Source organism: Limnobacter sp., assembly GCF_043511195.1.
Lineage (GTDB): Bacteria > Pseudomonadota > Gammaproteobacteria > Burkholderiales > Burkholderiaceae_B > Limnobacter.
The window spans coordinates 1,841,426-1,867,568 of record NZ_CP121330.1 but is presented as its reverse complement, the minus strand read 5'-3'; the positions used below and the strand labels follow the sequence as shown (position 1 = coordinate 1,867,568).

Here is a 26,143-nt window from a genome sequence, read left to right as displayed (position 1 = left end):
GTACCACCACGATGAATAACAAGCAATCCTTACTCGCTTCTTTACAACAAAGCCGCGAGCGCGTGCTCGAATTACTCAATAGCTTGAATGCAGACCAGGTCAAGGTGCCTTATTTGCCGGGAATCAACCCGCCCATTTGGGAAGTTGGGCACGCTGCTTTTTTCTTCGAACGGTTCATTCTGCAAAACCTGGACAAGCTACCCGCGTACAACCCCGCCTTGGACGATATTTGGGATTCCTTCGAGCTGGGGCACGAAGACCGCTGGCAGGAAGGACTTTTTCCGGATAAACCCGACACCCTGCGCTACTTTGACGACACCTTCAACAAGGTAAGGCAGCGAATTGAAAGCAAACCGCTGACAGACCGTGATTTGTATCTGTACAAGTACGCCATTTTTCACCTGAACATGCACATTGAGTCGATGGTGTGGGCGCGCCAAAGCCTGGGCTATGCGCCGCCCCCCTACTCCACCAGTGAAACGGGCGAATTGGCCGCGCAGGCAGTTGTTACGCAAGACATTGAAATTCCCGCAGGCCGCTACCGCATTGGTATGCCGCCCGATTCTGAACATTTCGCAACAGAAGACTTCTGTTTCGACAATGAAAAGCCCGGCTTTGTGATTGACATGAAAGCATTCAGAATCTCGAAAAACCTGCTGAGCAATGCCGAGTACCTTTCCTTTATTCAGGCTGGTGGATACGAGAACGACCAATACTGGAGCATGGCGGGCCTGAAGTGGCGCAACGGCAGCGGTGCCAGGCACCCCTTGTTCTGGAAACATGAAAACGGTGTTTGGTTTGAACGCTGCTTCGACCAATGGTTGCCTGTTCAGGGCGAGCTACCGGTTAAACACATCAGTTATTGGGAAGCGCAAGCCTATTGCAAGTTCGCCGGGCGACGCCTGCCCACTGAGTTTGAATGGGAAGTTGCGGCGTTGGGTAACCGTGAACAGGGTACGTTCAACAAGTTTCCGTGGGGCAACACCATGGAAGCACACTGGGTCGACATGGACAGCACCAACCTGGCCAGGCTGCCAGTAAACGCCCTGCCCAAGGGTGACAGCCCGTTTGGCTGCCGACAAATGATTGGCACCGTGTGGGAGTGGACCAACAGCCTGTTTTTCCCATACGACGGATTCACCATGGACATGTACCCCTTCATGTCGACTTTGCAATTCGGCGACCACAAAGTGGTGCGCGGTGGCTCGTGTGCTACTTCGTCCATACTCATTCGCGGCACCTACCGCCAAGCCTATACACCCGACCGCAACGATGTGTTTGTCGGCTTTAGAACCTGCGCCCAATAAGGCTATATGTACAACCCTTACGAAACCGACGAGTTATTAAACCAGTACCTGGCTTTTCACTACGGCATTGATTATTTTGATGTTCCCAACTATCCGGTGCGCTGTGCGCAACTTTGCCTGGAATTCATGGGGAATCGGCCTCGCCGCAAAGCGCTCGACCTGGGTTGCGCCGTTGGCCGAAGCACTTTCGAGCTGGCCTTGGGGTTCGATGCCACCGTTGGTGTCGATCTTTCCGCCCGTTTTATTCATGCCGCACAACAACTGCAACAAGGCAACACGCTGAATTACTTTCTGCACGATGAAGGCGATTTGGGTAGAGCCATGCAAGTGTCGCTTGGCGATTTTGATTATGGTGGTTGTGACCAACGCGTGGCGTTCTCGCAAGGCGACGCCTGCAAACTGGGGCCAGAACACACCGGCTACGACCTGATATTTGCGGGCAACCTGATTGACCGGGTAAACAACCCCACCGAATTTTTAAACGACATGCCCCACCGCGTAGTGCCCGGCGGCCTGTTGGTGATCAGCTCACCCTACACGCTGCTGACTGAGTACACCCCGAAAGAAAACTGGCTCGGCGGAATTGAAGAAAACGGAAACCCCAAAACCATGTTGCAGGGTATGCAAGCCGTGCTTGCACCCCATTTCACACAGGTTCGGGAACCAATGAATGTTCCGTTTGTGATTCGCGAAACTGCCCGCAAATACCAGCACAGCCTTGCAGAAATGACCGTGTGGGAAAGAAAGCCTGGCTAATATCCAATGGCTAAGGCACTGGAATCAGGGTGACCGGTACACCGTTCACCGCTGCATTGCCACTGGGCTCGTCCAGCCATTGTTCGTCAGTTAAATCGTTGCAGCTCACGCCTGCATGCGCAGCAGCCACCTGCAAGCGAATCCCCGATTTGTCGTGTCCCCAGCCGTGGGGAATACTGACCACGCTGGGCATTACATCTTCTGATATTTCCACGGACAATGTAATTTCGCCCACGCGGCTACGCACCCGCACGCTGTGGCCTTCCTGCAAATTCAAGCGTGCTGCATCGGCTGGATTTACCATGGCGGTGCAACGGTTTTTGCCTTTCACCAAGCGTTCTGAATTGTGCATCCAGGAATTGTTGCTGCGAATGTGGCGTCTGCCAATAAGTGGCCGGGCTGGTTTTCCAAGTTTGGCGCTGTAGCAGGCAGCCAGCTTATCCATCAATTCCCAGTCATCCAGACTGCCTTCAGGTTTGGGCAAAGTGGCCGCGCTGTACTTGGCCTGATTGCGCACGCCAAAAATATTGAAGATCAAATCATAGTGATCATGTTCCAGGGGTGAAGTCGTGGGCAAAATAACATCGGCATGGCGATTGGTTTCATTGATGTACAAATCCACTGACACCATGAAATCAAGCCCGGTTATGGCCTTGTCTAGCTGCTGACCATTGGGCGTGGACAACACTGGGTTGCCTGCAATGGTCACCATCGCTTTGATCTGCCCTTCCCCTTCTGTTTGAATTTCCTCGGCCATGATGGCGCTGGGAAACTCGCCCAAGGCCTCAGGCTTTTGGCTAACCCGGCTGTGCCAGCGGCCATAACTGCCTGGCTTGCTGTTGGGTGCAGCGATCAAGTCGAGCGCGGGGTTGGCCACCAGGCTTCCACCCACCCGGTCTGTGTTGCCTGTTACAAAATTCAGCAACTGAATTCCCCACTGCGCCAAGGTGCCATGGCGCTGCGTGCATGCACCCATGCGTCCATAAGCAACTGCCTTGCCCGCATTGGCAAAATCACGAGCAATTTGGCGAATGGTTTCAGCATCAATGCCGCATTCAGCTTGCGCCACTTCCGGTGTTACCTTTGAAATGGCACCCAAGGCGGCATACAAGCCTTCACTGTGGTGGGCCAAACGATCCATGCGGGTCAGGCCTTCGCCAACAATTGTGTTGATCAGTGCAAACACAAAGGCAGCGTCGCTGGCCGGTTTTATGAAATGGTGGCTGTCAGCGATCTGCGCGGTTTCAGTTTTTCTGGGGTCGATCAACACCAGTTTTCCGCCGCGCGCCTGCAAGGCTTTAATTCGCTTGGCCACATCGGGCACGGTCATCAGGCTGCCATTGGAGGCAATCGGATTGGCGCCCAACATGAGGAAATAGTTGGTGTGGTCAATGTCGGGAATGGTGATGAGCAACTGGTGCCCGAACATCCAGTAACCCAACAACTGCATGGGCAACTGGTCGACCGAAGTTGCAGAGAAACGATTGCGGGTTTTCAGCAAACCCAAAAAATTGGCGCTGTGGGTCATCAGGCCCCAGTTGTGTACGTTGGGGTTGCCTTGATAAACCCCCACAGCGTTCGCACCATATTTTTGTTGCACCTGGAACAAGCCTTCACAGGCCAGCTCGATTGCATCTTCCCAGGTGGTTTCTACCCACTGGCCATCGACCTTCTTCACCGGCTTGGTCAATCGATCCGGATCTTCCTGAATGTCTTTCAATGCCACAGCCTTGGGGCAAATGTGTCCGCGGCTGAACGGGTCTTGTTCATCGCCCTTGATGGAAACAACCTGATTGTTTTCAACTTCAATTTTCAGGCCACAAATGGCCTCGCACAAATGGCATGCACGGCGATAGGTTTGCAAAATTGTCTCCCTAGAAAATCAGACGGTAACCCAACACCCCCTTATCGACATCGTTCCATTGAACGGATAAACCAGTGGCTTGGTGTGTAACCGAGAAATTTATTTGTGTTTTATCTAGGGGATTATGTCTCGGATTGGAGTCCAATTGTAGGTGAGTTCGAAAAGCGGATGAAACATGCAGTAGCGATGCCGTCAGCCCAAGCGTGCCGCCATATTGGGTATCCACCTGAGCGAGTGGGACCACCCCCAGCCATACAGGCAGGTCGAAAACGCGACCAAAACCACCGCCAAGGCCAATTTGAGCATTGGCTTGGGGACCTTGATCCAGGCGGACACCACTTGACAGCACTTTAGACTTGCCCCAGCCATTTGCGGGAAAAGTGCGATTATTGAACAATGCAACGCCAAAAATGCAGTCTGTATCTGCATGGGTTACACATCGTGCCCTGACCTCAGCAACTTCTAGTTGACTGGGCTTGGGCAATGGGTCCGTCAACCAGGCGTTTTCTGAATTAAACGCCATGTAGGAAACATCCAATACACCCGACGAAGCCGCCATGTAAAGATTACTGCGCCGTTCAGATACACGTGGCGCAAGCACTCCAGAACTGGGCTCAGACCTTGTCATCAACACCTTTGCAGCTTGATTCAGATCGGACTTCACACTTGAATCGACCAATGCTTTGTAAGCAGAGAAATATTCGAGCCCTTCCTGTTTATTCAGTTGCCAATCGGGTACCGATTCAAACTCAGCCAACAAACGATCCGCCGATCTAATGACAAACTCGCCTTCACGATCTCCGTAATTCAGGTAGACATCAAGGGGTTGTCGAATACGCCAGCCCTTGCTTAACACCTCATCGGACTGGACAAGAAGCAACTCAATGTAAAAGGCGCAATTGATATTCAGAAAATCATATTCAAAACGATGACCAAGTGCATCGTTTACTTTCGTCTTCAAGTCTGGAATGGCAATTTCTTTTCTTAAAGGTCGAACGTAGACATCCCGACCCTCTTGATCATAAAGCCGGAGTTTGTCAGCGTAAGTAGAAAATTTGTACTGGCCAGGCACCGTGCTAAGCACAGTTTTAACCATTGCGTAGTCGATGTCTTTCAGGTTCCCGTAAAACTCCACAACGGGATCGTCGGGTTCGGGCCGCATTTCGTGGTGAAACACGATAAAAACATGACCAAAAACACTTTCGGGATCATTCAGATTGGCTGCAGAAAAGACAATGCTGGCCTTGGGATAGTTTTTGATGTCACCGGCCCAAGCAGGGCTTACAAACGTAACAAGTAACAGAACCAGCTGAAGTTGTAACCGCCATGAACGGGCTAATAAGAAAGCAAGCATGCAAGATCGAAAAGTGTTGCTGGCGAGTATTCGTCGATGAGTGCCCTTTTGAGCGCGAGCCAGTCGTCAAAGGTCTGTTCGGAACTTCGGGTCTTTTTGTAGAGAGACCTTAAATAAGGTCCATGACCGACAGACCACTCCCGGGCTAACCTTGAAAAATGCATCAAGATCCATGAATTAACGCCCGGGATACAATCGCTCGTGATTACTTTCCCGATTTGATCAAGTCAATGTTGAAATTGCCGTCGCCCAGTTTGTACATGGCACCAGAACTGTAATCAGTCGTAGAACCAAATGGACCGCCAGTCAAAATATTCACCCAAAAAGTAGGCTCAATGGTGGTCTCAACCGCAACAGTTTTCTCGTCGTAACCGTCTGCACGCAATGTAATCACGTTACCTTCGCCATTTTTGGGCTTGCTGACTTTTCCGATAAATGGTGTTTTTCCAACCTCTGCACCATTGATAAGAACCGTGGCGCCACGTACATTGGAGTTCACGGAAATTTGCTGCTCTTTGCCGGACATAATTGATGCACAGCCTGTAACACCCAGCACTGCAACGCCGAAAACGGCACGGGCAATAAATTTATTCATGTTATTTTTACCTTTTTAGAATTGATTTTTATTTTCCTGAACAGGAAGTTTTTTCCATTCAAAAATGCCCGCAATGCTTTCAGTAAAAAAACCGGGGCAGGAATGGTTTGGGGATACTATTTGTATCCAAAATCAAAGTAAATAAAAAACAGGCACCCCCCCTTTTTTTGGTCCCTTAATGGAATTAATCATGATCAATGCACACGCAGCTTTCGAGGCCAAAGGCCCGTTGAAACCCTTTCAATACGACCCTGGCGAATTAAGCGCATTCGACATTGAGATCGATGTGGACCACTGCGGTATTTGTCACAGTGATATCAGCATGCTGGACAACGACTGGGGCCGAGCCAAATACCCCATGGTGGCGGGCCACGAAATTATCGGTCGCGTGAGCAAGGTGGGTAGTCATGTAAGCCACTTGGCCATTGGCGACGTGGTGGGTCTGGGTTGGCACGCAGGTTATTGCGAAAGCTGCAAAATGTGTATGGGCGGCGACCACAACCTGTGCAGCACAGCCAAAGGCACCATTGTTGGCCGGCATGGCGGCTTTGCCGACAAAGTGCGCGCACAAGCGATCAGTGCTGTCAAAATTCCTGCGAGTGTCAACCCTGCCACGGCTGGCCCGCTGTTGTGCGGTGGCATTACGGTGTACAACCCCTTGGTGCAATTCAATATTTCGCCGCAAAGCAAAGTGGCTGTAATTGGCGTGGGTGGTTTGGGCCACATGGCCGTGATGTTTTTAAAGGCTTGGGGGTGCGAGGTCACTGCTTTTAGCAGCAATCCATCCAAAACCGACGAGCTATTGGGTATGGGCGCACACCATGTGTTGAACAGCAAAGATCCCGACGCACTCAAAAAAGCCGCAGGATCTTTCGACCTGATCTTGTCGACGGTGAATGTGAAGCTTGACTGGAACGCTTACATTTCCACCCTGGCCCCCAAGGGGCGGCTGCACTTTCTGGGTGCTGTGCTGGAACCACTGGACATTGGCGTGTTTGGATTGATGGGCCAACAGCGAACCATTTCTTCGTCGCCAGTGGGCAGCCCACGGGTGATCGCCGACATGTTGAAGTTTGCGGGTCTTCACAAAATCGAGCCGATTGTTGAATCGTACTCATTTGATCAAATTAATGAGGCCTTGGACAAAGTACGCCATGGAAGCCCCCGCTTTAGAGTGGTGCTGTCCCGTTAATCCCCCTCTTTTTACCCCCCCACCCCCACCCTTTGATGTGATTGTTTCAAGACCACATTGAGGGGACCCTAGGTGGGAGGGTTCTGAATACATCAAAAAACGGCCAAAGACCGAAAATAGCTCAGAGAGGACTGCAGGAATTTGCAACGAATTTATCACCTGGATGAAATATAGAGGGAAATTAAACCCTTTATAAATCAGGAACCTTGGGGAATCACCTCAAGTTGATACTCAGAATTTGTCGCATTTTCTGTAGGTACTGTTACATGAAATGACAAAAAATGTGATTTTTTTCAAACATTTGTTCAGTCAACACTTGTTCGCAAAATAAATTCGGGCAAGTATTCATTAACTCAACGAGTGAATAAGAAAAATATGGTCGCACACACAAAGCCATTCGAGAGAACAGCAGCAATGCTCACGGGCCTTTCTGCCCGCAACCCGGTCGCCACCGGCATGGCATATTTCAGGGCGCATCATCCAGTAGATCCCGACGACTGTGAATACAGTGAACTGGCAGCACACATTGAAGACACGGGCCTGCTGAATTTGAGCCTGCCCTTTATTCTCCGAGGCTTGGCCGAAACTGAAGGCAGCACCTGGCACTATTTCCGTGGCCTGATGAAAGCGTATTCCGAACTGCGCCCCAAGGTTAAAACCATCGAATCCACGCCTCGCCTGATTGGCGAACTATTGAAAGTTTGCATTCATGAATATGACGCGATCAATCATGAAGCTTTCGATGAGGCACAAGCCTGCAGCCTGGCCGTGCTTGAAACAGCGGCCTACCTTCTGGTCCACTACAGCCCACATGAAGGCAAGCAATGGTTGGAAGCAATCTATCAAGATTGATTTGAGCCAGCCAACAAGCCCCTGAAGCAGTTGAATAATTTGGGGATTGCTGCATGTGAAAATATTTCGTATATTGATGTATATTCGAATTAATAAAAAATGCAAACCTGCTGAAACACCGATCCAAACGAGAAAGGTAAAACGAATATGGAATTTGCTCTTGGTCTTGCCATCGTACTGATGGCATGGAACACAACCGGAGAAACAAGTGGGGAGACAAGCGCCACTGTAGCAATGGCGGCACCCACTTACTCAGCGGTGGTCGATAAACGTGAGGAGAACCTCCCGTATTTCGCCGATGAGCTGCTGTCACGCAATGTTGAACTGGCCAGGCACAACGCTCCCGACCCCATGCCGCAAGCCAGGCACATCGCTGTAGTGGCGCAGCCTGCTCTTGAACCCAAATCACCAAGCGCACTCTCCAGCAAAACCAGCAACATTCAGCTGGCCATGCAAACGCCTTCCTCCGACGTGTTCATTGTTGACCTGCCACCGAAAGTTATTCGGGAAGCCGAACAGCTGGCTGCTCTGCCTGTAAAGCAGGAAAGTGCAAGGCTGGTGGTGACACCACGCGCCATTCAATGGGAATTGCGTGTTGAAGATGGTCGACTGGACAAAGCCATTCGCCGCTGGGCGAAAGAGGCTGGTTACACATTTCGTTGGGATGCCGATCGCTACGTGATGATTGCAGCGGGCACGACCTTCTCTGGCACTTTTGAGTATGCAGTAGAGCAAGTACTTGAAACACCAGGAATCAAGAACAGTGAATACCCACTGGAGGCTTGTGTGTACAACAACGAGCCACCACTGCTACGCATTACCCGCCTGGGCGACCAAAAAGAAGAGTGCCGATAAAACATGAAGACACCACTGAACAGAACATTGGTTAGTACGGCAATTGCGGCACTGCTGTGCCTTGCAACAGCAGCGTGTACTGGCCCACAGATCCGTGCAGAAGTACAAGCGGACAACGACAATGGAGTCCGCAAAGTTGATCAGGTCAACAGCACCTTGCCAACCAACGGTTCATTTCGTGGCAGCAGTCAGTATGCCGAGGAACAGGCCAGGCAACAGCAAAACGCCAAGGTTCTGAAGCGTGCCAGCAAAAGCTGGATTGGCAGCACGTTTGTGCATGTGAATGACGATGACAAACTGCCGGCAGTTTTCCACGAAACCTACAAAATGAATTTCGCGGACAAAGGTCGCCCTGTGGATTTGAACATGGTGGCTGCGCGCTTGACTCAAATGGTCGGCATTCCCGTACGGATTCAACAAGATGTTTTCAGTGCGCCCGTAAGCGCAGAGCCACGCAGGGGTGCACGCCAGTTGCCACCGGTCAATGCACCGGCTGAAGCGGCACCGCCCCCCTCCACCCCGACAGTGACGGACAGCGTTGCGCTGGCTCCGCAAACCACAGTGGGTGCCGTGTTCATGAATTGGGACGGCACACTGATTGATTTCCTCAACAACACCGCCGACAAGTTGGGCTTGTCCTGGGAATACCGGGACAACTCGATTGTCATCATGCGTTACACCACCGCCATGTACGAGTTGGCATCATTTCCCAACGGCTATGAATACGCCATGAGCAGCGGCACGCAAGGTCGTGTTCGCGGGAACGAAGTGCAAAGCAATTCAAATTTAAGCGTGTCCGAGAAAGGAAAAATCAACGGCCAGGCCAGCATTCTGGAAGTGATCAATCGCATGGTGGCATCGGTACCCGGGTCGGAAGTGATTGTGGCCGAAGGCACGGGCCGTGTGATGGTGAAAACAAGCCGTGACATGCAAACCCAAGTGCGAAATCTGATCCGCGCCGAGAATGCAAACATGCTGAAACAGGTGCATGTACAACTCGATATTTACTCGGTGATGTCCAAAAAAGATGATCAACAGGGTGTGAATTGGGATGTTTTTTTCAGAAGCCTGTCTCAGCGCTACGGTATTGGTGTGTTGTCACCCGATTCGCTGGTGGCCCCCGAAGCCGGTCTTATAGCACTGACCATTCCCGAGGCGTTGCAGGGTTTTATTCCTGGCCAAGGATTGCCAAACAGCCCCACCAATCAGCGATTCGGCGCCAGTTCAGCCATTGTGCAAGCGCTAAACGAAATTGGCGACAATGTGCAGCATCGCCCTATTTCGCTGGTGGCGCTTAACAGCCAATGGGCGCGCAAGGCACGCCTGACCACCACGGGCTATTTGTCAGAAACCAAACCAGCCTCCTCGGGCGCATTGGGTGGCGGTACAGGTGTTCCCGGTTTGACGACCGATGAAATCACGACTGGTGACCAGTTTGCGGCCATGCCGTTTATTCTGGAGAACAACACCATCATGCTGAAAATGGGCATCAGCTTGTCCGACCTTACAAGCCTGCTGGAAATTACCACAGGCTCTGGCGAAACCTTGCAACGCGTTCAAACACCCAACACCAGCAGTATTTCCGACCAGTACACCATTGCACTTCGCCCCGGCGAAGTCATGGCCATTACCGGTTTGTCGCGCGATGTTTCCGGCTTTAAGGAACGCAAGCTGACTGAACAGGCGCCGCTGCTGGCTGGTGGTTCCCGCAACCTGTCGACCATGCGCGAGAACTTTATTGTTCTTGTACGCGCGGTGGTGCTGTAAATAGCGGGGCAACACCATGGCTGAGCAGTCTGCAGTAGTTCATCAGGTAGGCAAGAAAGCCTACATTGCTGGCCTGAACTGGCAGCCTTTGGCTCATTCCGGCTACAGCAAACGAATTGCCGATATTCGGGAATTTGCAGACCGCATCGACGCCACCAAGCATATTCTGCTCAAAGGCAATCAGAACGAATACCTGGGTCTGTACAACTTTGACCCTGACATTTCAGACGAAGAACGCACGAGCCAGGTGTACAGCCTGGCTGCCATGCTGGTCACACGAAATGAGCAAGAGCACGCCATCTATGCCATTCGCATAGAAGAAGGAACCAAGAAAGGCCAATTGGCACTGGTGGTGATTGAACAGGGCGCGCCGACGATGGACATCATCGGCAGCGATTCCGAGGTGCTCAGCACTGTCAACACCTACACCAATGGGTCGATTGAAAGCTCGGAATACCATGTCTACAGCAATGCCTCCGAGCTTTTTCCCAGTGCCCTGCCCCTTGAAATCGCAACCCAGCTGGGTAGCTTCAACAAGAAACACGCACTGACTGGCTTGCCAACAGACCTGATCAAGACATCGGGAATGCTTGCTGTTGTTTTGTTGCTGGCAGGGGGAGTGTATGGCGGCAATGAGTACCTGGAAGCCAGCGCACGCGAGGCACGCCTGAAACAGGCGCAGTCCAATATACAAACACCGCAGTATCTGAAAAAGCTGGCGACCGACCAACGCAATGTGGGCTTGGCCAATACCGATGTCGTCGAGATGCTGAACCTGTTGAGCGAGCAACCTTTTATGGCGCGCGGCTGGTTGCTGGAGAGTATTCAGTGCAACCTGGGCAAGTGCACCAGCCAATGGCAATCGCAAGGGGGTTACACGCAAGAGCTGGTGAGTTTTTTAAACAATCAGCAAAGTAGCCCAGACCCCAAAGACGTCAACAAGTTGAAATTCTCGTTCTCGTACGAGATGGCCCCCGAGGGAATTCAGCAATTACAAGACTTGCCAAAAAAACAGGAAGCCAGTGAGCTGCTTTACCTGGAACAACAAGCCTGGCAAAAAGCCGGCATTCAGTTCAAGGTGGATACGCAAGGCCAAACCTGGCCCACCGGCTTCAAGAGCATTCCACCGAACGTGTCGGTGAATCGCCATGCCACAGAGGTGACAGGCAGCCTGACATTAATGAAAGACTTTCTGGATCGTTACCAATCCGGAATTTACTGGAATCAGATTTCGATGAAAATTGAACCCAAAAACCTGGATGCTGCCGTGATGGTGACATTGAAGGGAGCACTTTATGCGTACTAATTATTTGACTCGGGCCCTTCTGGCCACGGCTGGTCTGCTGGTTTTAAGCGGAGTACATGCGCAAGAAAACACACCGGTCAAAGTAGAAGCCAAAGCTGAAAATAAAACTGCGGTAACACCCGTTGAAAACATCAAACTCAATGGAGTTTCTGTACCACTGAATATCAAAACACTGGCTGAAATTCAAAGGCTGCAGGAAGAACAGGCCCTGCGTGAAGAGCTTCAAACCGCGTTGAAGGCAGGCGGTAGCGTAAGCACCAGTGTAAGCACCAAACCCCAATCAGCGATGGTTGCGGCTACACCGGCCAGGCAAGAGCCTGCACCCGTGCGCACTGCAAGAAAACCGGCGAGTACATTTTCAGCCAATACGCTATTGGGCGTATACGGCACAGCAGGCGCGATGACAGCGGAAGTACAAACAGCCAGCCGAAGTGTACGCACGCTTCGTGAAGGCGAACAACTGGGAAAATTCAATATCAAACGAATTACTCAAAATGGACTTGAACTGATCGCAAGCAACGGCAACACGCAGCATGTCTCCGTGGGTGCGCAAGTGAGGTTTTGATCATGAACAGAGATCCTGCACTGAATGTGTTGGCCACGCAGGCGGACAAATCACTGAAAGTTGAAAAACTCAGCGAGTTGCCCGCGTTTTCACGCGTACTGACGGACGGCAGTGCGGGGGCTTTGTTGAAGCTGCCAGCGGCGGTAGAAAAACATGTGTGCGCCATTGAAACCGGCGTAAAACGTGCAATCATTTTGTACGACGCTGAAAAAGTTGCGCTGGTCCGCCCTTTCATATCCCACCTGCGCGGCAAACTGATCGCTGAAAAATTTACGTTCGAACGGCCGGAAATTGGCTGCGGCGGCGGTGTTATTGAACACCTGATCGAAAACTCAAGAACCAAAACAGACAACACCGACGGGGAAGAAGACCCCGCCTTGGCACAGTCCAAAGCCAAGGAAATTTTTGAATCCTGGGTGGCATTGGCCGTGCAGGAGAGAGCCACCGACATTCACGTGCAGGTGGTCAATAATATTGCTGAAGTCAAACTTCGTGTAGACGGCGAACTGGAATTTCTGCGCGACCAGCAAGGCGGCGTGTACACCCCCCTTCAAGCTGAGCGTGCCGTGGCCTGGGCCTACAACAACGCATCGGGCAAGGGCTCCAACAGCAACAGCCAGTTTTCTGTCGGCGAAAACCTGTACTGCATGATCGCCGCACGGGAAGTGGGTGGCAAACGCGTGGCCATGCGTTATCAATCCATTCGCGGCTGGGCGGGCATCAAGGTGGTGTGCCGTTTGCTGTACGTGGACATCGATGCGCCAACCCTTAGCTATGAACAGTTGGGCTATGCGCTCTCGCACATGAAGCAGTTAAAGAGCGCATCCAACACCCCTTCGGGCACCATCATTTTTGCGGGGGTTACGGGCTCCGGCAAAACCACCACGCTAAAAACTTTTATTGAAACCCATCCGGGCAATGGCACCGATGCTTTTTATTCCATTGAAGACCCCGTGGAATATCCGCTTCGGGGTGTACACCAAATTCCGATTCAGCGCGATTTGCTGGACCGCAAAGGTTCAGCCGCGAAATATGCGGAGGTGGTTGCCGGCCTGATGCGTGCCGACCCTGGCTGTGTGTTGATGGGTGAAATTCGTGACCCGGCCACTGCGATATCAGCCCAACAAATTGTTGAAACAGGCCACATGGCCTGCGGTACAGTGCATGCGCATTTGATCTCGGGCATTGTGCCCCGCCTGACCAATGAGGAAATCGGGATGAGTCGCGATGTGCTGACCAACCCGAATATTTTGACCTTGCTGGTTTACCAGGCCTTGGTGCCCAAACTGTGCCCCCACTGCAAAATAGGTGGTCGACTTTATCAACAAGGCATGTCCGACGCCGAGCATGTGTTTGAACTGCTCGACACGCTGGAAAACCGGTTTCAACTGGAACGCGATCTGTTTTATTTCAAGAAACAGGGTGGCTACCCACATTGCAAACACCGGGGAACTGCAGGCCTAAGCGTGGTGGCTGAAATTTTAACGCCCGACCGAAAGTGGCTGAACCTGATACGCCAAGGCAAGGACTACGAGGCCATGATGTATTACCGTTCCAAATCGGACGGCAATTTCCGATCGGAAAACATGGACGGCAAAACCGTGTTTGAACACACCCTGTACAAAGCACTGCTGGGCGAAGTGGATCCACGTCATTGTGAACGTTTTGACAGCTTTGACCGATTCGAAATCATGAACGACGCTGACCGCGCCGAAACCGCCTGCTACACCTGAACATGACATTCAAAAAGAAACTGACCAACCTGTTCAATGCCATCAACTTGATGGATTTTCGCGGCAAGCGTGAGGCGTTCTATGAGCAACTCGCCAAGTCGATTGAGAACAAAGAACAGTTCAAAACCTTCCTTGAAGAAGAACTGAAAATTGCGCGCCACAAGCGAACACGCAACAGCAGCCGGGAAGCAGCGTTGAAGCTGATGGTTCGCAAACTCAGCCTGGGTGATGACTTTTTGATCAGTCAAATTCTGGGCGCGGTTATGCCCCAGAACGACCGCATGATGCTTGCCGCCGTGGATGAAGCCAAAGACAAACCAGGTACGCTGCGTGCTTTGGCCGCCGCAATTAAATCGCAAAAAGATGCAAAAAGCGTGATCTGGAAAGCGATATTTCCCCCCATGGTACTGATACCGGGCGTAGCGGGCTTTAGCTATGTACTTGCCACGCAATCCATTCCAATTATTGTGAAAGTGGCACCGCCTGAGGTGTGGACACCGTTCAACATGTCAGTTCGAATCGTGTCGGAAATTGTTGCCTCTCATGGCGGTTTGATTGTGCTGTGTATCATTGGCACTATCGCAGCATTTACTTACGCGCTGCCCCGCTGGAAAGGCAATTTGCGAAGCCAATTGGAGCAAGTGCCACAGGGCTGGGGCTTCTTGCTGTTTCCGGTTGCGCCGTTTTTGTTGCCACTGTCGATTTACCGCGACTTTCAGGTCAGCTTGTTGGTCACCTCACTGGCGGTGTTGTTGAAAAGTGGTGCCACCCTGTCTTCAGCACTCGACACACTGAAACGCAACGCCGACCCGTGGATGCGCTGGCATTTGAAAAAGATCATGAACCACTTGAACGTGGCTCCGACCGATTACATTCCTGCGTTCAGCAAGGGATTGATGAGCCCGAAACTGCTGGCTCGCCTGGCCACCACCATAAGAAACAACCCGCAATTCGACAAAATTCTGATTCAGCTTGGCACTGAGGGTGGTGAGGACATTCGCAATGAAATTGGCAACACCGCCAAGGGTTTGAATGCTGTTTTACTGAGCGTTGCAGCGGCTGTGGTGGTGTTTTTGTACGTGGGGCAACTGTCGATCAGCCAAAGCATGACCGAAGAACTGGACCCTGTGAAAAGAATGCAACGCATGCGTTGAAATAAGTGCTTGACACAGCACGCATTTAATCTACAATTAATTCGTCTGTTGGTATATATACGGAATGCTTGGGCCAACACGTACTACACAATTTCCCTTCGGAGAGAAATCAAAAATGATGACATCACACACACTGAATGCCCGCCGCAAACAAAGCGGTATTACCCTGATTGAAGTTTCAATCGGCCTGATCATTGCAGCGATTATTGCTGCTGCAGCATTTATTGCATTTCAAAATAACCAGCGTCGCAATGAAGTTCAAGACAACATCAAGCAATTGACAGAAGTCATTACTGAGACCAAACAAAAAGTTGGGATCACAACTGGTTATGCTGGGTTCACGGAGGCAAACGCCATTCAACTGGCTATTTTGGAAGCTAGCGCTGTTGCCACAGTACCGGCAAAAAACAGCTACAGCGGAGCTGGTGAAATCACAATGACGGGCGCAGCCGATGGCGAAACTGTAACGTTGACATGGCCCGATGTACCCTCTAATCAATGCGCGGACATCTCTTTGAGCGTATCTGGTCAAGTTCAATCGGTTAACGGTCAAGATACGGTTAACGGCTCACTGCCAGTGGCATCACTTGATGAAGTTTGTGTCGGCGACACTACAACTTTGTCGTTCGTTTTTGCACGTCGTTAATCACATCAATTGAAATACTCAAGGGGGCAGCATTGCCCCCTTGTTCATTTGAATCAAGGCGGCTTGCACATGCTTGACTCACTGAAACAGAGCAACAAAAACCACACCGGCTTTCTCAGCATTGAATTGGCACTGGTGCTGATCATCAGTGCAATCATTGCTTTCGCAGTGGTTCAGCAACAAGCACGTTCTGCGAAATCTTCTGTCGCAAAAATACAAGCCGACCAGCTTAACCAGGTTGGCAACGCACTGAATTCTTACACTGATCTTTACCGGCGTGGCCTGTCCGCCCCAGGCGATTTGCGAGTCGACCTGAACAACGACGGCATTACCGACGTGACCATTCCTGAGAACCCGGTCAATGGTAACGAAGGCAGCAAATTGACTCCCACAATGCAAAACCTGATTGATGTAGGTCTGCTGCCTGCAAGTTTTGTGAACCGCCCTGCTGCATCGAATGGTCAATTTATTACCCGTCTGTCCGTGCTTCCGGCCAACTGTTCGGTCGCAGCAGATAACTGCCGCATTGAGGGTTACATTACGTTGAGCCAGGCAGTCACCATTGGCGCGCAAGATCCCACTGCGGGCGAATTCGACAGCGACATTGCGGGCGACATGCTGAGCTTCATGGGCGGCAATGGTTTTGTCACATTGCTAGCCGATACTCCTGCAGTGAGTGCTGGCGGCAACTTCACAGTGGCACTGGACATTGATGGTGACCGAGTAACCGACTCAACAACACCCGCAGGTTTGCCCGGAGTTCGAGTGGGTGCACTGGCCTCTCGTTTTGACACACGCAACCCCATTGCCGATGTTGACTTTTGCCGGGGCAACCAAACCCTGAACTGGACTCAAGACCAGTTCGCGTGCACCACAGTGACATTCAGTGACACGCCGGTGGGATACCGTTTTGTCGCCGTCGACTCAAATAGTGGCGGCGGAAATGGCGGTGCTGGCAGCTCATTTATTCGCTGCGTGTACAACCCGAATGCCAACCCGCCTGCTCAGTTGTCCATTCTCAGTAGTTGCTGCAACAACGGCAACCAAACATGCACTCCCCCGGCTATTCAGTAGACATGAACCGCCGTCAATTCCTGGCCGGCGTTTCATCGGCAATGTTGGTGACACACCTGGACAAACTGGCATGGGCCACACAGTCCCCAAGCTACACGCTGCTGGATGTTCAGCGTGGTTCTGACCGCTTTCAAATCGATTTCAGCACACAAGAAGGTTTTCGCACCGCGGCCTGGTTGTTAAGGGACATTCGAGCAAATCGTGTTGGAATACCCAACATTGAAATGTTGCAACTGGCGGCATGGGCCCAGGTGGTTTTGGCTGAACACCATGCCTACACCGTGTTCGAAGTTACCTCGGGTTTGCGAACCCAACAGACCAATTCCGTGGTGGAAGGCGCCGCCAGAAACTCCCGACATCTACCCGATGCCGGTGGGCAGTTTTTTGCCATGGACATTAAACCAATTGGTGTGAATATTGATCAATTGGCTAAAATCCTACAGTACCCCGCATTCGGGGGGGTTGGGATTTATCGCAGCCATGTACATTTTGACATCCGAGAAAAAGTGGTGCACTGGAACTCAAAAAAGTGATTTATTTCATTCACTTGAACGATTTTTAGTCAACCATGAAGCGACATGGTGCGTTGTCTATTTGTGTTAAATATTCTTTTTTAACTCAAATTACAATTTCAGTGCCGGAATTCCGTATCATTACTAACCAACGAGATTGCTTTATCACGCGTCATGCCTCAAATTAACAATAAAAACAAACCACGTACAGGTGCCTATCTCAACCTGTTCAAACAGAAATACGGTTTAACCGTATCCAAAATGTGTGCCTTGTTCGGCATTAGTACTCAGGCGAAATTCAATTCGATTGTTCGCCCTGCGGTGGGAAGCTCAAGCGATGAATTGCTAGATCCAACCGTTGCATTAATTTTACGGCTGTACGAAACCCACGAGTCTCTGGTGCCTTTGAACAATGAACTCAGCCTGGAAGACACCTACAAAATGTTTCAAAGGGTGTTCGGAAAAACCAAAGTGACTGAAAGTACATTTGGTCAATTGTTGGGTCGCAGCGCGGGTTCAGGTTACAGGTGGCTAAACGGGTCTGGAAATGCCACACCGCAAGTCGGCATTGTGCTGGAAAGGCTGCATCACATGCTGTCCAGCGGAATGGAAGAACCCGAGGTGTGTTACTTGTGGCTGGATATTGTTCATCAAGAGTACAGAGCACGCAATCAGGTGCCACCGCTTAGTGATACAGACGCAGTGAAGTTGTTGATTCAAAAGTATCCACTCAAATACAAACACATGGCGTCATGAACACAACATGGAATACACCGAGGTCAAACTGATTGCAGTGTGGAGCGGCCCCAAAGCCCCACCCAGCCAGTTGAAACTTTCTGATTACAAGTTGCCGGTTGCAGGCCGCATGCCGAAGAATTACTTCAATGCGCTGTATGGCAACCGCAATGCCTACATGGCCTTGGGCGAGCTATTGGCACAGGCTCAAAAATCGGGACATTATTTTTCAACAGCCACAATCACCGTGGGCATAGAAACGCCTCGCAAACCTGGCGTGGTTCATCTTGAAGACATTGGAGAGGACACCGGCGCCCAGTTTGTCAATTTGTCGCGTGTGTCCAAAGAGGTGGTGTCTGAGGTTGCCGACATTTACAGAACGTGCAGCGCTTTTAAAAACCTGTCCGATGACGAAGTGGACTGGCGCAAACCCTTCCGCTTCATGCCGGAATGTCCCGAACATTTGCCAGTGGTATTCGACTTGCTTCAGTGCTCGGTACTGGTGCACCCGGTTGCCTTTACGACCACGCCGGAAGGCAAGCACCACTTTATCGCCAGCTTTGATCCTGAACGGATCACGATTCTGGACGCTCAACCCAATCGGCATGAAATCGGCCCGCACCCGGACAAAATCATCCTCTAAATTTGGTACTGGGGCTTCGAACGCTCGGGCACGTCAGGACCCGGCTGCTGTGACGGAAGAATAGTAATCACGGGTTGCGAGAGCTGATTGCTAAGCGAAAACGCCTTGGGAACCATGCCATTTTCATCGGCATGCATGTAAATAATCGACATGACTGCCGCGCAAAAGCTGATCACCAAGACAGCGACCATGGTGAAAATCACCGCCAGTATCCGTGTTGAACGCCGTGGCCTTGTCAGGTTGAGTCCGTTCATGCTGAAATCCTCCGCACCTTGGCATTTAACATTACAACTTCTGTAAAAAATTACAAGGTATTCCTTTTTTCAAGGAAATGCCATTGTTTGATGATTTCATGCAGGGCGGCCAAGCCGTCTGTAAGTGCCGCAGGCCCGGGCTGCAAAATCAAAGGCGATTTCACCTCGACAATCTGCCTGTTTTTCACGGCATTCACATCGCCCCACCCTGCCCGTGCAGCCACGGTTTCCGGGCGAAACTTCTTTCCACACCATGAACCAATGATGATGTCGGGATTTCGACGAACAATTTCTGCGCTGTCGGCAATAATTCGGTTTTTACCCAAACTTTGCGTGGCCAGTTCGGGAAAGCAATCATCACCCCCGGCAATTCCAACCAACTCGCTGACCCATCGAATCGCACTAATGGGCGGCTCATCCCATTCTTCAAAATAAACCTTGGGGCGAACTGCCCATTGGCGGGTTTCCGCCCGGATGCCCTCTACTTTCGCCTGAATGTCGGCGATCAACTGCAAGCCCTTCTCGGCAGCACCCACCATGGCTGCGACCTGATACATCATGCTGAAAATTTCAGGCACAGACCGTTGATTGAACACCGTGACTTGAACGCCATGACGAATCAAGGCGCTGGCAATGTCGGCCTGAAGATCAGAAAAGCCGAATACACAATCGGGTTTCAAGGCCAGAATTTGATCAATTTTGGCGGTAAGGAATGCGCTAACCTTGGGTTTTTCAAGGCGTGCCTTGCGCGGGCGCACCGTGTAACCGGAAATACCAACAATTCGGTGTTCTTCACCCAACAGGTAAAGCCATTCGGTGGTTTCCTCGGTGAGGCAAACAATGCGTTGGGGGCCGTAGCCAGAACTGGGCAACAAGGAATCTCCGCAAATGAAGGTTAGAAATCGCCCTTATAGTACTGGAATTGAAATCACCCGCAACTTTGTTTTGCGTTACACTGCGTGCCCCAATCTTTACTCTACGGATCCTAAGCATGTGGTTTAAAAACCTGTTCATCTTTCGCCTTACCAAATGGGAAGAAACACCCGAGTCGCTGGAAGACAAACTGGCCAAACAAGCGCTGCAAGCCTGCGGCGGCATGGATTTACAAACACGCGGCTGGGTTTCTCCCAAAACCGAAGGCGAGCCTTTTGTACACAAAAGTGGCAAGCAGTTATTGATTTCTTTGGGTCTGGAAAAAAAGCTGCTGCCCAGCACGGTGATCAACCAGTTCACCAAGGCACGTGCCGCTGAAATTGAAGAACGCGAGGGTTACAAGCCCGGCCGCAAGCAAATGAAAGAAATCAAGGAAGGCGTGACGGATGAGTTGCTACCCCGTGCCTTCGCAATTCGCAGCCGGATCAATGCCTGGATCGACACTGAGGGCAAATGGCTGGTGATTGATGCAGCCAGCCCCGCCAAAGCCGATGAACTGGTGGGCATTCTGATGAAAAGCGTAGAAGGTGTGGCCATGGCCTTGGTGAAAACCAAAACATCGCCCACGGTGGCCATGACCGCCTGGCTGGCCGAAAATGACAACCCCCCACCCTTTACCATCGACCAGGACTGCGAACTAAAAAGCCGTGGCGAACAGGCTGCCACCGTGCGCTACGTGAAGCATTCACTGGAAGCCGAGGAAATTGCCAAACACATTAAGGGTGGCAAGGATGTAACCAAACTGGCCATGACCTGGGCCGACAAGGTTTCTTTTGTACTGCATGAGAACCTGCAGGTAAAACGGGTTGCGCCTTTGGATGTGATCAAGGAGCAAGCCGCCCTGAGCGCTGATGACGACGCCTTCGATTCGGACTTTGACTTGATGACCGGCGAATTGCGCAAGTTGATCCCCGGTTTGATCGACATTCTGGGCGGTGAACTGACTGGCGCGAATTAACAAGTGCCCCGGTAAACTTCCGACACTCAGTGTACAAGTGTTACTTTTTGCCGCATCGAAATTTACGATTTCGTTGCGGCAGAACCTCAACAAATAAGAACAATTATTAAATATTTAAATTGGGGTTCATCAGAAGGCCAAGAATCAGTATGATTCATCATCCTTTGAACCAACTGGTAAAAACCAACCTTCAATGACCACTCGAGTTGACCCCAATAGCCCGATCCACTGGCCCGGCGCAATCACCCTGTTTGGAACCACCATCGCTGCACTCATTCTTGTACCGGCCTACGCCTGGTTCAACGACTACAGCACGGCTGCCTGGGTGTCGTTCGTTGTATTGGCAATTCTGAATGGCATTTCAATTACCGCCGGTTACCACCGCCTTTGGGCGCACCGCACTTACGAGGCGCATTGGTCGGTTCGCTTCGTGCTGATGTTCTTTGGCACCATGGCCGTTCAAAACAGCGTTCTGGTTTGGGCCTCGGGCCACCGCACGCACCACCGCCATGTGGACGACACGGAAAATGATCCCTACTCGGCCAAGCGTGGTTTCTGGTTCTCGCACATGGGCTGGATGATCCGCAAATATGAATCGGGCAAAGAAGATTTCAGCAATTCACCCGACCTGTTGAAAGACCCGCTGGTGATGTTCCAGCACAAGCACTACACCGCATTGGCCTTGGGCATCAACTTCATCTTGCCAGTGTTGCTTGGCCTGTTGGTGGGCGATTTGTGGGGTGTTGTGCTGCTGGGTGGCCTGGCCCGCCTGGTGTGGTCCCACCAAACCACGTTTTTCATCAATTCGCTGGCGCACATTTGGGGTCGCCGCCCTTACACCGATGAAAACACAGCCCGCGACAACGATTTCCTGGCGATTTTCACCTACGGTGAGGGCTATCACAACTACCACCACCTGTTTCAGTACGACTACCGCAACGGCATTAAGTGGTTTCACATTGACCCCACGAAATGGCTGATCGCCGGTTTGTCGTATGTAGGTTTGACCAAGAACCTGAAGCGCTGCGACAAATTCGCCATTGAAAAAGCACGCATTGCGATGCAATTCAAGCGTGCCGAAGAAAAAATGCTGGCCCACCCTTCTACCATGCAAGCACACGTGGATGCCATGAAAGCCCGCTTGGCGCTGGAATATGAGCACTACAGCAAAGCCTTGCAAGAATGGGCCAAGCTGAAAGAAGCCTGGTACCAGGACACCAAAAACGCCATTAAGAACGGCGATACATTGGCAGCGTACAAAGCGAAATTCAAGGCCATGGAAGTTGAAATGCGCCTGCAGCGCAAGCGCTTGCAAGCCTTGGTGCGCCAGGTTCAAAAACCGGCGCTGGCCGCTTGATTGGCTAAACCTTTCAGATAAAGCGGGCCAAGGTCACCGCGACCCTGGAGCCTGTACCAATGGCACCCACCCAAAGCCTGGCGAACAAACCGCCGGGCTTTGTTGTTTTTGCGGCGGCTTCATCGCGGTGCGCGCATTCGTCCATTTGAAACTCAATCAACTGCGCCTTGAGCGCTTGGTGAGTACCTAATGCGTTCAGCTTCTCGATTTGTTCCTGGTAGTGCAGGTTCACAAAAGTTTCCACTGCGGCAATGGTTCGGTACACCGCAGCTTGCCCAAACAACACTGGCAAAGCGCCTGTGATGAATCCTGCAATGCGCCAAGGCACCAATAACCAGCTACGCCTGAACACGGGCAGCAGTTCATTCATTGCGTTTAAATGGCGCTGTTCAGTTTGCAAGTGTTCACTGGAAAAAGCGCGAATTTCCGGGTCTTTGGACACCGCCAGAATGCCTTTGTAAATCCACACCGCACCGGTTTCACCAGCGTGGTCGGTGCGAATATCGGCCACCAATGTTGGCGGCAAATGGCTGGTGTCGAATTTCAAAATGAACCGCTGAATTTTCGGGCGCACAGGCAAAAAACCGTTGTAGGCCTTTTCCATCACCCACAACATGCCCGGCACTTTGGCAAGCCAAGCCAACATCCGCCAGCCCGGCAATTGCGCCCACACATGCACGAAGGCAGCCGCGCCACTGAGCAACTCACCTTGCGCCGTTTGCGTGTGAAACCGCGCCATGAGCTTTTCTTTGGACTGGCCTTGGGGAAGTTGCGTTTCGGGTTTGGACACATCAACCCAAGCAATGGGCTGATCGGGGGTCATGTTTTGGTACACCGCAATTTCGCGGCGGCACATGGGGCATGAGCCGTCGAAATACACTTCAACACACCGGGATTGATTTGAAACTGCCTGGTCTTTTACTGCCATGACCGTACTGCCTTACTGTTGAGAACGCGTAGAACTTAAACGCTTAACCCAGTTTAACTGTGTACTTCACCCCGTCAAACTCGATCACATCGCCACCCACAATTTTCTTGCGCTTCTGGGTTTCAATTTGACCGTTGACCAGCACGTGGCCGTCGGCAATCACGTTCTTGGCTTCGCCACCGCTGGACAACCAACCCTGAAACTTCAGGATTTTGTATAGCTCAACGGGTTCTTTGTTGATGATGACTTCGTTCATTTTCTTCCTCTATTCAGGCAGCAATCAAGCGGCGCACTTTGGATTTACTCGCCTGCTTGGCATGCCAAAGATCATATTGAAGTTGTTGCTGCAACCACAACTCGGGCGCCCCACCCAACCATTGAGAAAGGCGGATCGCCATGTCTGCACTGATCGCTGCTTTTCCATTAATCATCCGGGAAAATGCGACTCTGGACACACCAAGTTGCAAAGCCGCTTCGGTCACAGAAATACCAAGAGAGGGCAATACATCCAACTTGATGGTCAGCCCGGGATGTGGGGGGTTGTGCATATTACTCATAATTGTTCAAACCTGCTCATGTTTTGATCGACTGTCCACTCAGTGGTAATCCTGATAATCAACAACTTCAGCATCATTGCCTTGAAAGCGAAAAGTTAGACGCCAATTACCGCTGACCCAAATGGACCAATGATCTTTCAGCTCACCTGACAAACGATGCAGCTTCCAGCCGGGGATATTCATGTCCTGAGGACAACTGGCCACATCGAGCCTAAACAATTGTCGTCGCAGTTTTTCCGCATGCTCGGGGTTTATTCCACGTTTGCTGCCCGAACGAAAAAATTTCTCGAGTCCTTTGTGTGCAAAACTGCTGATCATAAATTGTATCTTGTATCGCATCACGATACAAATTGAATTTAAAAATCAACGTTACTCGCAACAAAAAGAAAGACCAAACCTCTCACGAGAATTGAATCACCCGTTCAGTATCCACCTAGCTGCCTTCTCCGCAATCATCAACGTGGGGCTGTTGGTGTTGCCACTGGTAATGGTCGGCATTACGCTGGCATCGGCAATTCGCAAATGCTTCACACCAATGACGCGCAAGCGCGAATCAACCACCGCAGCGGGGTCATTGGCTGCACCCATTTTTGCCGTGCCCACCGGGTGGAAAATGGTGGTGGCAATGTCGCCGGCCAGCCTTACCAGTTCCTCATCAGTTTGAAACTCCACACCAGGCTTGAACTCCTCGGGCTGGTACTTGGCCAAAGCGGGTTGTTGCGCAATGTTGCGCGTTACGCGCAGGGAATCGGCCGCCACCTTTTGGTCTTCTGTTGTGCTGAGGTAATTCGGAGAAATGGCAGGTGCATCGGAGAAATTGCCATTCTTGATGTGCACAGCACCACGGCTTGTGGGGTTCAAATTGCACACACTGGCCGTGAAGGCATTGAAGTTGTGCAAAGGCTGGCCAAACGCGGGCAAGCTAAGCGGTTGCACATGGTATTGAATGTTCGGGTATGGCCGGTCAGCACTGCTTTTGGTGAAAGCACCCAGTTGCGAGGGTGCCATGCTCATGGGCCCGCTGCGCTTGAACACATACTCCATGCCAATTTGAGCCTTGCCCCACAAGCTGTTGGCCAAGGTATTCAGGGTTTTAACACCTTGCACCTTGAACACCGCGCGAATTTGAAGGTGGTCTTGCAGGTTGGCGCCCACACCGGGTTTGTCGAGCTTCACGTCGATGCCGTGTTGTTGCAGCAAACTGCCCTGCCCTATACCCGACAGTTCAAGAATTTGCGGCGTACCAATGGCGCCTGCGCACAGCACGGTTTCGCGCACAGCCTTCACCACCACTTCTTCGCCAGCCTTGATCACAACTGCGCCGTTGCACACCAGCTCGCCACTTGGGTTTCGCTCGATTGACAAGTTTTTAACCTGCGCATGGGTCCACACCGTAAGGTTCGGGCGTTTCATGATGGGGCGCAAGAAGGCTTTGGCCGTGTTCCACCGCCAGCCGCTGCGCTGGTTCACTTCAAAGTAACCCACGCCAAAATTGTTGCCACGGTTAAAGTCTTCATTGGCCGGAATGCCCGCTTGCTGCGCCGCCTGCGAGAAGGCTTCCAGAACTTCCCAGCGCAAACGCTGCTTTTCCACGCGCCATTCGCCCTGGCCGCTGTGAAACTTGCGCAATTCAGTGTCGGCCAATTCGGCATGCGGGTTGTCGTAACGCCAGTTGCTTTCATGGGCCAGAAAGTCGTGTAAACAACTTTCCCAGTTCCACGCGTCATCGCCGGTTTGGGCAGCCCAGCTTTCGTAATCGCGGGCCTGACCACGCATGTAGATCATGCCGTTGATGCTGGAACAACCGCCCAGCGTTTTGCCGCGCGGGTAAATCAGCGAGCGGCCATTCAGGCCTGCATCGGGCTCGGTTCTAAAACGCCAATCGGTGCGTGGGTTGTCGATGCAATACAGGTACCCCACCGGAATGTGGATCCAGTGGTAGTTGTCTTTGCCGCCCGCTTCCAGCAGCAACACCGAATTGTTGGGGTTGGCGCTCAGCCTGTTGGCCATTAAAGCACCTGCCGTGCCCGCACCCACCACAATGTAATCAAAAGTCCGCATGTCTACCCCGAGTTGATTTCTAGATAGTAACCAGCATCGAAATGGCGTGGAGCGCTACGCTGCAATGATTGGATTGGGGTTTTCCAGAGTTTTGCAAAAAAGTTAAAGATGAAATGACTAATCATCCGCGCTTGTGACGATTCCAAGCATGTCAGAATGATACCCAATTCCTTTACAATCACAGG

27 protein-coding genes are annotated in these 26,143 nt (G+C 51.6%); 17 read left to right on the top strand and 10 right to left on the bottom strand.

Annotated features, from left to right (window positions below; translation table 11 throughout):
* Positions 1-11 precede the first annotated feature (11 nt).
* Positions 12-1,307 carry a selenoneine synthase SenA gene (senA, locus tag P0D43_RS08920; RefSeq protein ID WP_394672230.1) on the top strand — a complete coding sequence of 432 codons (1,296 nt, stop codon included), beginning with the start codon at positions 12-14 and terminating at the stop codon, positions 1,305-1,307.
* A 6-nt stretch (positions 1,308-1,313) separates the two neighbouring features.
* Positions 1,314-2,063, top strand: coding sequence for a putative 4-mercaptohistidine N1-methyltransferase (locus P0D43_RS08915; protein WP_341238194.1), 750 nt, complete (start codon positions 1,314-1,316; stop codon positions 2,061-2,063).
* 10 nt (positions 2,064-2,073) lie between these two features.
* Here P0D43_RS08915 and P0D43_RS08910 read toward each other — a convergent pair whose 3' ends face one another.
* The 3 genes from P0D43_RS08910 to P0D43_RS08900 form a co-directional block, all read right to left on the bottom strand.
* Positions 2,074-3,927 carry a molybdopterin oxidoreductase family protein gene (locus tag P0D43_RS08910; protein ID WP_394672229.1) on the bottom strand — a complete coding sequence of 618 codons (1,854 nt, stop codon included), beginning with the start codon at positions 3,925-3,927 and terminating at the stop codon, positions 2,074-2,076.
* A 10-nt stretch (positions 3,928-3,937) separates the two neighbouring features.
* Positions 3,938-5,281 (bottom strand): DUF4105 domain-containing protein, encoded by a 1,344-nt coding sequence (locus P0D43_RS08905; protein ID WP_394672228.1) that lies wholly within the window; start codon positions 5,279-5,281, stop codon positions 3,938-3,940.
* A gap of 205 nt (positions 5,282-5,486) precedes the next feature.
* Entirely contained in the window at positions 5,487-5,876 is a 390-nt protein-coding gene (locus tag P0D43_RS08900) for a PEGA domain-containing protein (protein ID WP_394672227.1), read from the bottom strand.
* Between the two features lie 190 nt (positions 5,877-6,066).
* Between P0D43_RS08900 and P0D43_RS08895 the strand changes: the two genes are divergently transcribed.
* From P0D43_RS08895 to P0D43_RS08835, 13 genes are all read left to right on the top strand, one after another.
* A complete protein-coding gene (locus tag P0D43_RS08895; protein WP_236550794.1) occupies positions 6,067-7,068 on the top strand; it encodes an NAD(P)-dependent alcohol dehydrogenase in 1,002 nt (333 codons plus the stop codon).
* 375 nt (positions 7,069-7,443) lie between these two features.
* Positions 7,444-7,920 (top strand): hypothetical protein, encoded by a 477-nt coding sequence (locus tag P0D43_RS08890; RefSeq protein ID WP_341237858.1) that lies wholly within the window; start codon positions 7,444-7,446, stop codon positions 7,918-7,920.
* Positions 7,921-8,067: 147 nt separating this feature from the next.
* Positions 8,068-8,775 carry a TcpQ domain-containing protein gene (locus tag P0D43_RS08885; protein ID WP_341237857.1) on the top strand — a complete coding sequence of 236 codons (708 nt, stop codon included), beginning with the start codon at positions 8,068-8,070 and terminating at the stop codon, positions 8,773-8,775.
* 3 nt (positions 8,776-8,778) lie between these two features.
* Positions 8,779-10,542 (top strand): type II secretion system protein GspD, encoded by a 1,764-nt coding sequence (locus P0D43_RS08880; protein WP_394672226.1) that lies wholly within the window; start codon positions 8,779-8,781, stop codon positions 10,540-10,542.
* A 16-nt stretch (positions 10,543-10,558) separates the two neighbouring features.
* On the top strand, positions 10,559-11,848 hold the full coding sequence (pilO2, locus tag P0D43_RS08875) for a type 4b pilus protein PilO2 (RefSeq protein ID WP_394672225.1): 1,290 nt from the start codon (positions 10,559-10,561) through the stop codon (positions 11,846-11,848).
* Positions 11,838-12,413 carry a hypothetical protein gene (locus tag P0D43_RS08870; RefSeq protein WP_394672224.1) on the top strand — a complete coding sequence of 192 codons (576 nt, stop codon included), beginning with the start codon at positions 11,838-11,840 and terminating at the stop codon, positions 12,411-12,413. Before pilO2 ends, P0D43_RS08870 begins: the two co-directional genes overlap by 11 nt.
* Positions 12,414-12,415: 2 nt before the next feature.
* The gene (locus tag P0D43_RS08865) at positions 12,416-14,146 is read left to right on the top strand and encodes a GspE/PulE family protein (protein WP_394672223.1); all 1,731 of its coding nucleotides are present in this window, start codon (positions 12,416-12,418) and stop codon (positions 14,144-14,146) included.
* Between the two features lie 2 nt (positions 14,147-14,148).
* A complete protein-coding gene (locus P0D43_RS08860; RefSeq protein WP_159568559.1) occupies positions 14,149-15,300 on the top strand; it encodes a type II secretion system F family protein in 1,152 nt (383 codons plus the stop codon).
* Between the two features lie 115 nt (positions 15,301-15,415).
* A complete protein-coding gene (locus P0D43_RS08855) occupies positions 15,416-15,946 on the top strand; it encodes a type 4 pilus major pilin (protein ID WP_394672222.1) in 531 nt (176 codons plus the stop codon).
* 69 nt (positions 15,947-16,015) lie between these two features.
* A complete protein-coding gene (locus P0D43_RS08850) occupies positions 16,016-17,020 on the top strand; it encodes a hypothetical protein (protein WP_394672221.1) in 1,005 nt (334 codons plus the stop codon).
* A gap of 2 nt (positions 17,021-17,022) precedes the next feature.
* Positions 17,023-17,553, top strand: coding sequence for a YcbK family protein (locus tag P0D43_RS08845; RefSeq protein WP_394672220.1), 531 nt, complete (start codon positions 17,023-17,025; stop codon positions 17,551-17,553).
* 153 nt (positions 17,554-17,706) lie between these two features.
* Positions 17,707-18,288, top strand: a complete 582-nt coding sequence (locus P0D43_RS08840; RefSeq protein ID WP_159568556.1) for a hypothetical protein — start codon at positions 17,707-17,709, stop codon at positions 18,286-18,288.
* A 7-nt stretch (positions 18,289-18,295) separates the two neighbouring features.
* Positions 18,296-18,910, top strand: a complete 615-nt coding sequence (locus P0D43_RS08835) for a hypothetical protein (RefSeq protein ID WP_394672219.1) — start codon at positions 18,296-18,298, stop codon at positions 18,908-18,910.
* Here the strand turns inward: P0D43_RS08835 and P0D43_RS08830 are convergent.
* On the bottom strand, positions 18,907-19,164 hold the full coding sequence (locus P0D43_RS08830; RefSeq protein ID WP_394672218.1) for a hypothetical protein: 258 nt from the start codon (positions 19,162-19,164) through the stop codon (positions 18,907-18,909). The genes P0D43_RS08835 and P0D43_RS08830 overlap by 4 nt on opposite strands.
* Before the next feature lie 50 nt (positions 19,165-19,214).
* Entirely contained in the window at positions 19,215-20,039 is an 825-nt protein-coding gene (locus P0D43_RS08825) for a cobalamin-binding protein (protein ID WP_394672217.1), read from the bottom strand.
* 116 nt (positions 20,040-20,155) lie between these two features.
* Here P0D43_RS08825 and P0D43_RS08820 point away from each other — a divergent pair, with 116 nt between their 5' ends.
* Both P0D43_RS08820 and P0D43_RS08815 read left to right on the top strand, forming a co-directional pair.
* A complete protein-coding gene (locus P0D43_RS08820; protein ID WP_394672216.1) occupies positions 20,156-21,055 on the top strand; it encodes a recombination-associated protein RdgC in 900 nt (299 codons plus the stop codon).
* 193 nt (positions 21,056-21,248) lie between these two features.
* On the top strand, positions 21,249-22,412 hold the full coding sequence (locus P0D43_RS08815; protein WP_394672215.1) for an acyl-CoA desaturase: 1,164 nt from the start codon (positions 21,249-21,251) through the stop codon (positions 22,410-22,412).
* Positions 22,413-22,425: 13 nt separating this feature from the next.
* Here P0D43_RS08815 and P0D43_RS08810 read toward each other — a convergent pair whose 3' ends face one another.
* The 5 genes from P0D43_RS08810 to P0D43_RS08790 form a co-directional block, all read right to left on the bottom strand.
* Complete coding sequence (locus P0D43_RS08810; RefSeq protein WP_394672214.1) at positions 22,426-23,340, bottom strand: demethoxyubiquinone hydroxylase family protein; 915 nt, start codon at positions 23,338-23,340, stop codon at positions 22,426-22,428.
* Positions 23,341-23,383: 43 nt separating this feature from the next.
* On the bottom strand, positions 23,384-23,596 hold the full coding sequence (locus P0D43_RS08805) for an RNA-binding S4 domain-containing protein (protein ID WP_040513673.1): 213 nt from the start codon (positions 23,594-23,596) through the stop codon (positions 23,384-23,386).
* A gap of 13 nt (positions 23,597-23,609) precedes the next feature.
* The gene (locus tag P0D43_RS08800) at positions 23,610-23,888 is read right to left on the bottom strand and encodes a HigA family addiction module antitoxin (RefSeq protein ID WP_394672213.1); all 279 of its coding nucleotides are present in this window, start codon (positions 23,886-23,888) and stop codon (positions 23,610-23,612) included.
* A 48-nt stretch (positions 23,889-23,936) separates the two neighbouring features.
* A complete protein-coding gene (locus P0D43_RS08795; protein WP_394672212.1) occupies positions 23,937-24,215 on the bottom strand; it encodes a type II toxin-antitoxin system RelE/ParE family toxin in 279 nt (92 codons plus the stop codon).
* Between the two features lie 96 nt (positions 24,216-24,311).
* Positions 24,312-25,958, bottom strand: a complete 1,647-nt coding sequence (locus P0D43_RS08790; RefSeq protein WP_394672211.1) for a GMC family oxidoreductase — start codon at positions 25,956-25,958, stop codon at positions 24,312-24,314.
* Positions 25,959-26,143: the final 185 nt, after the last annotated feature.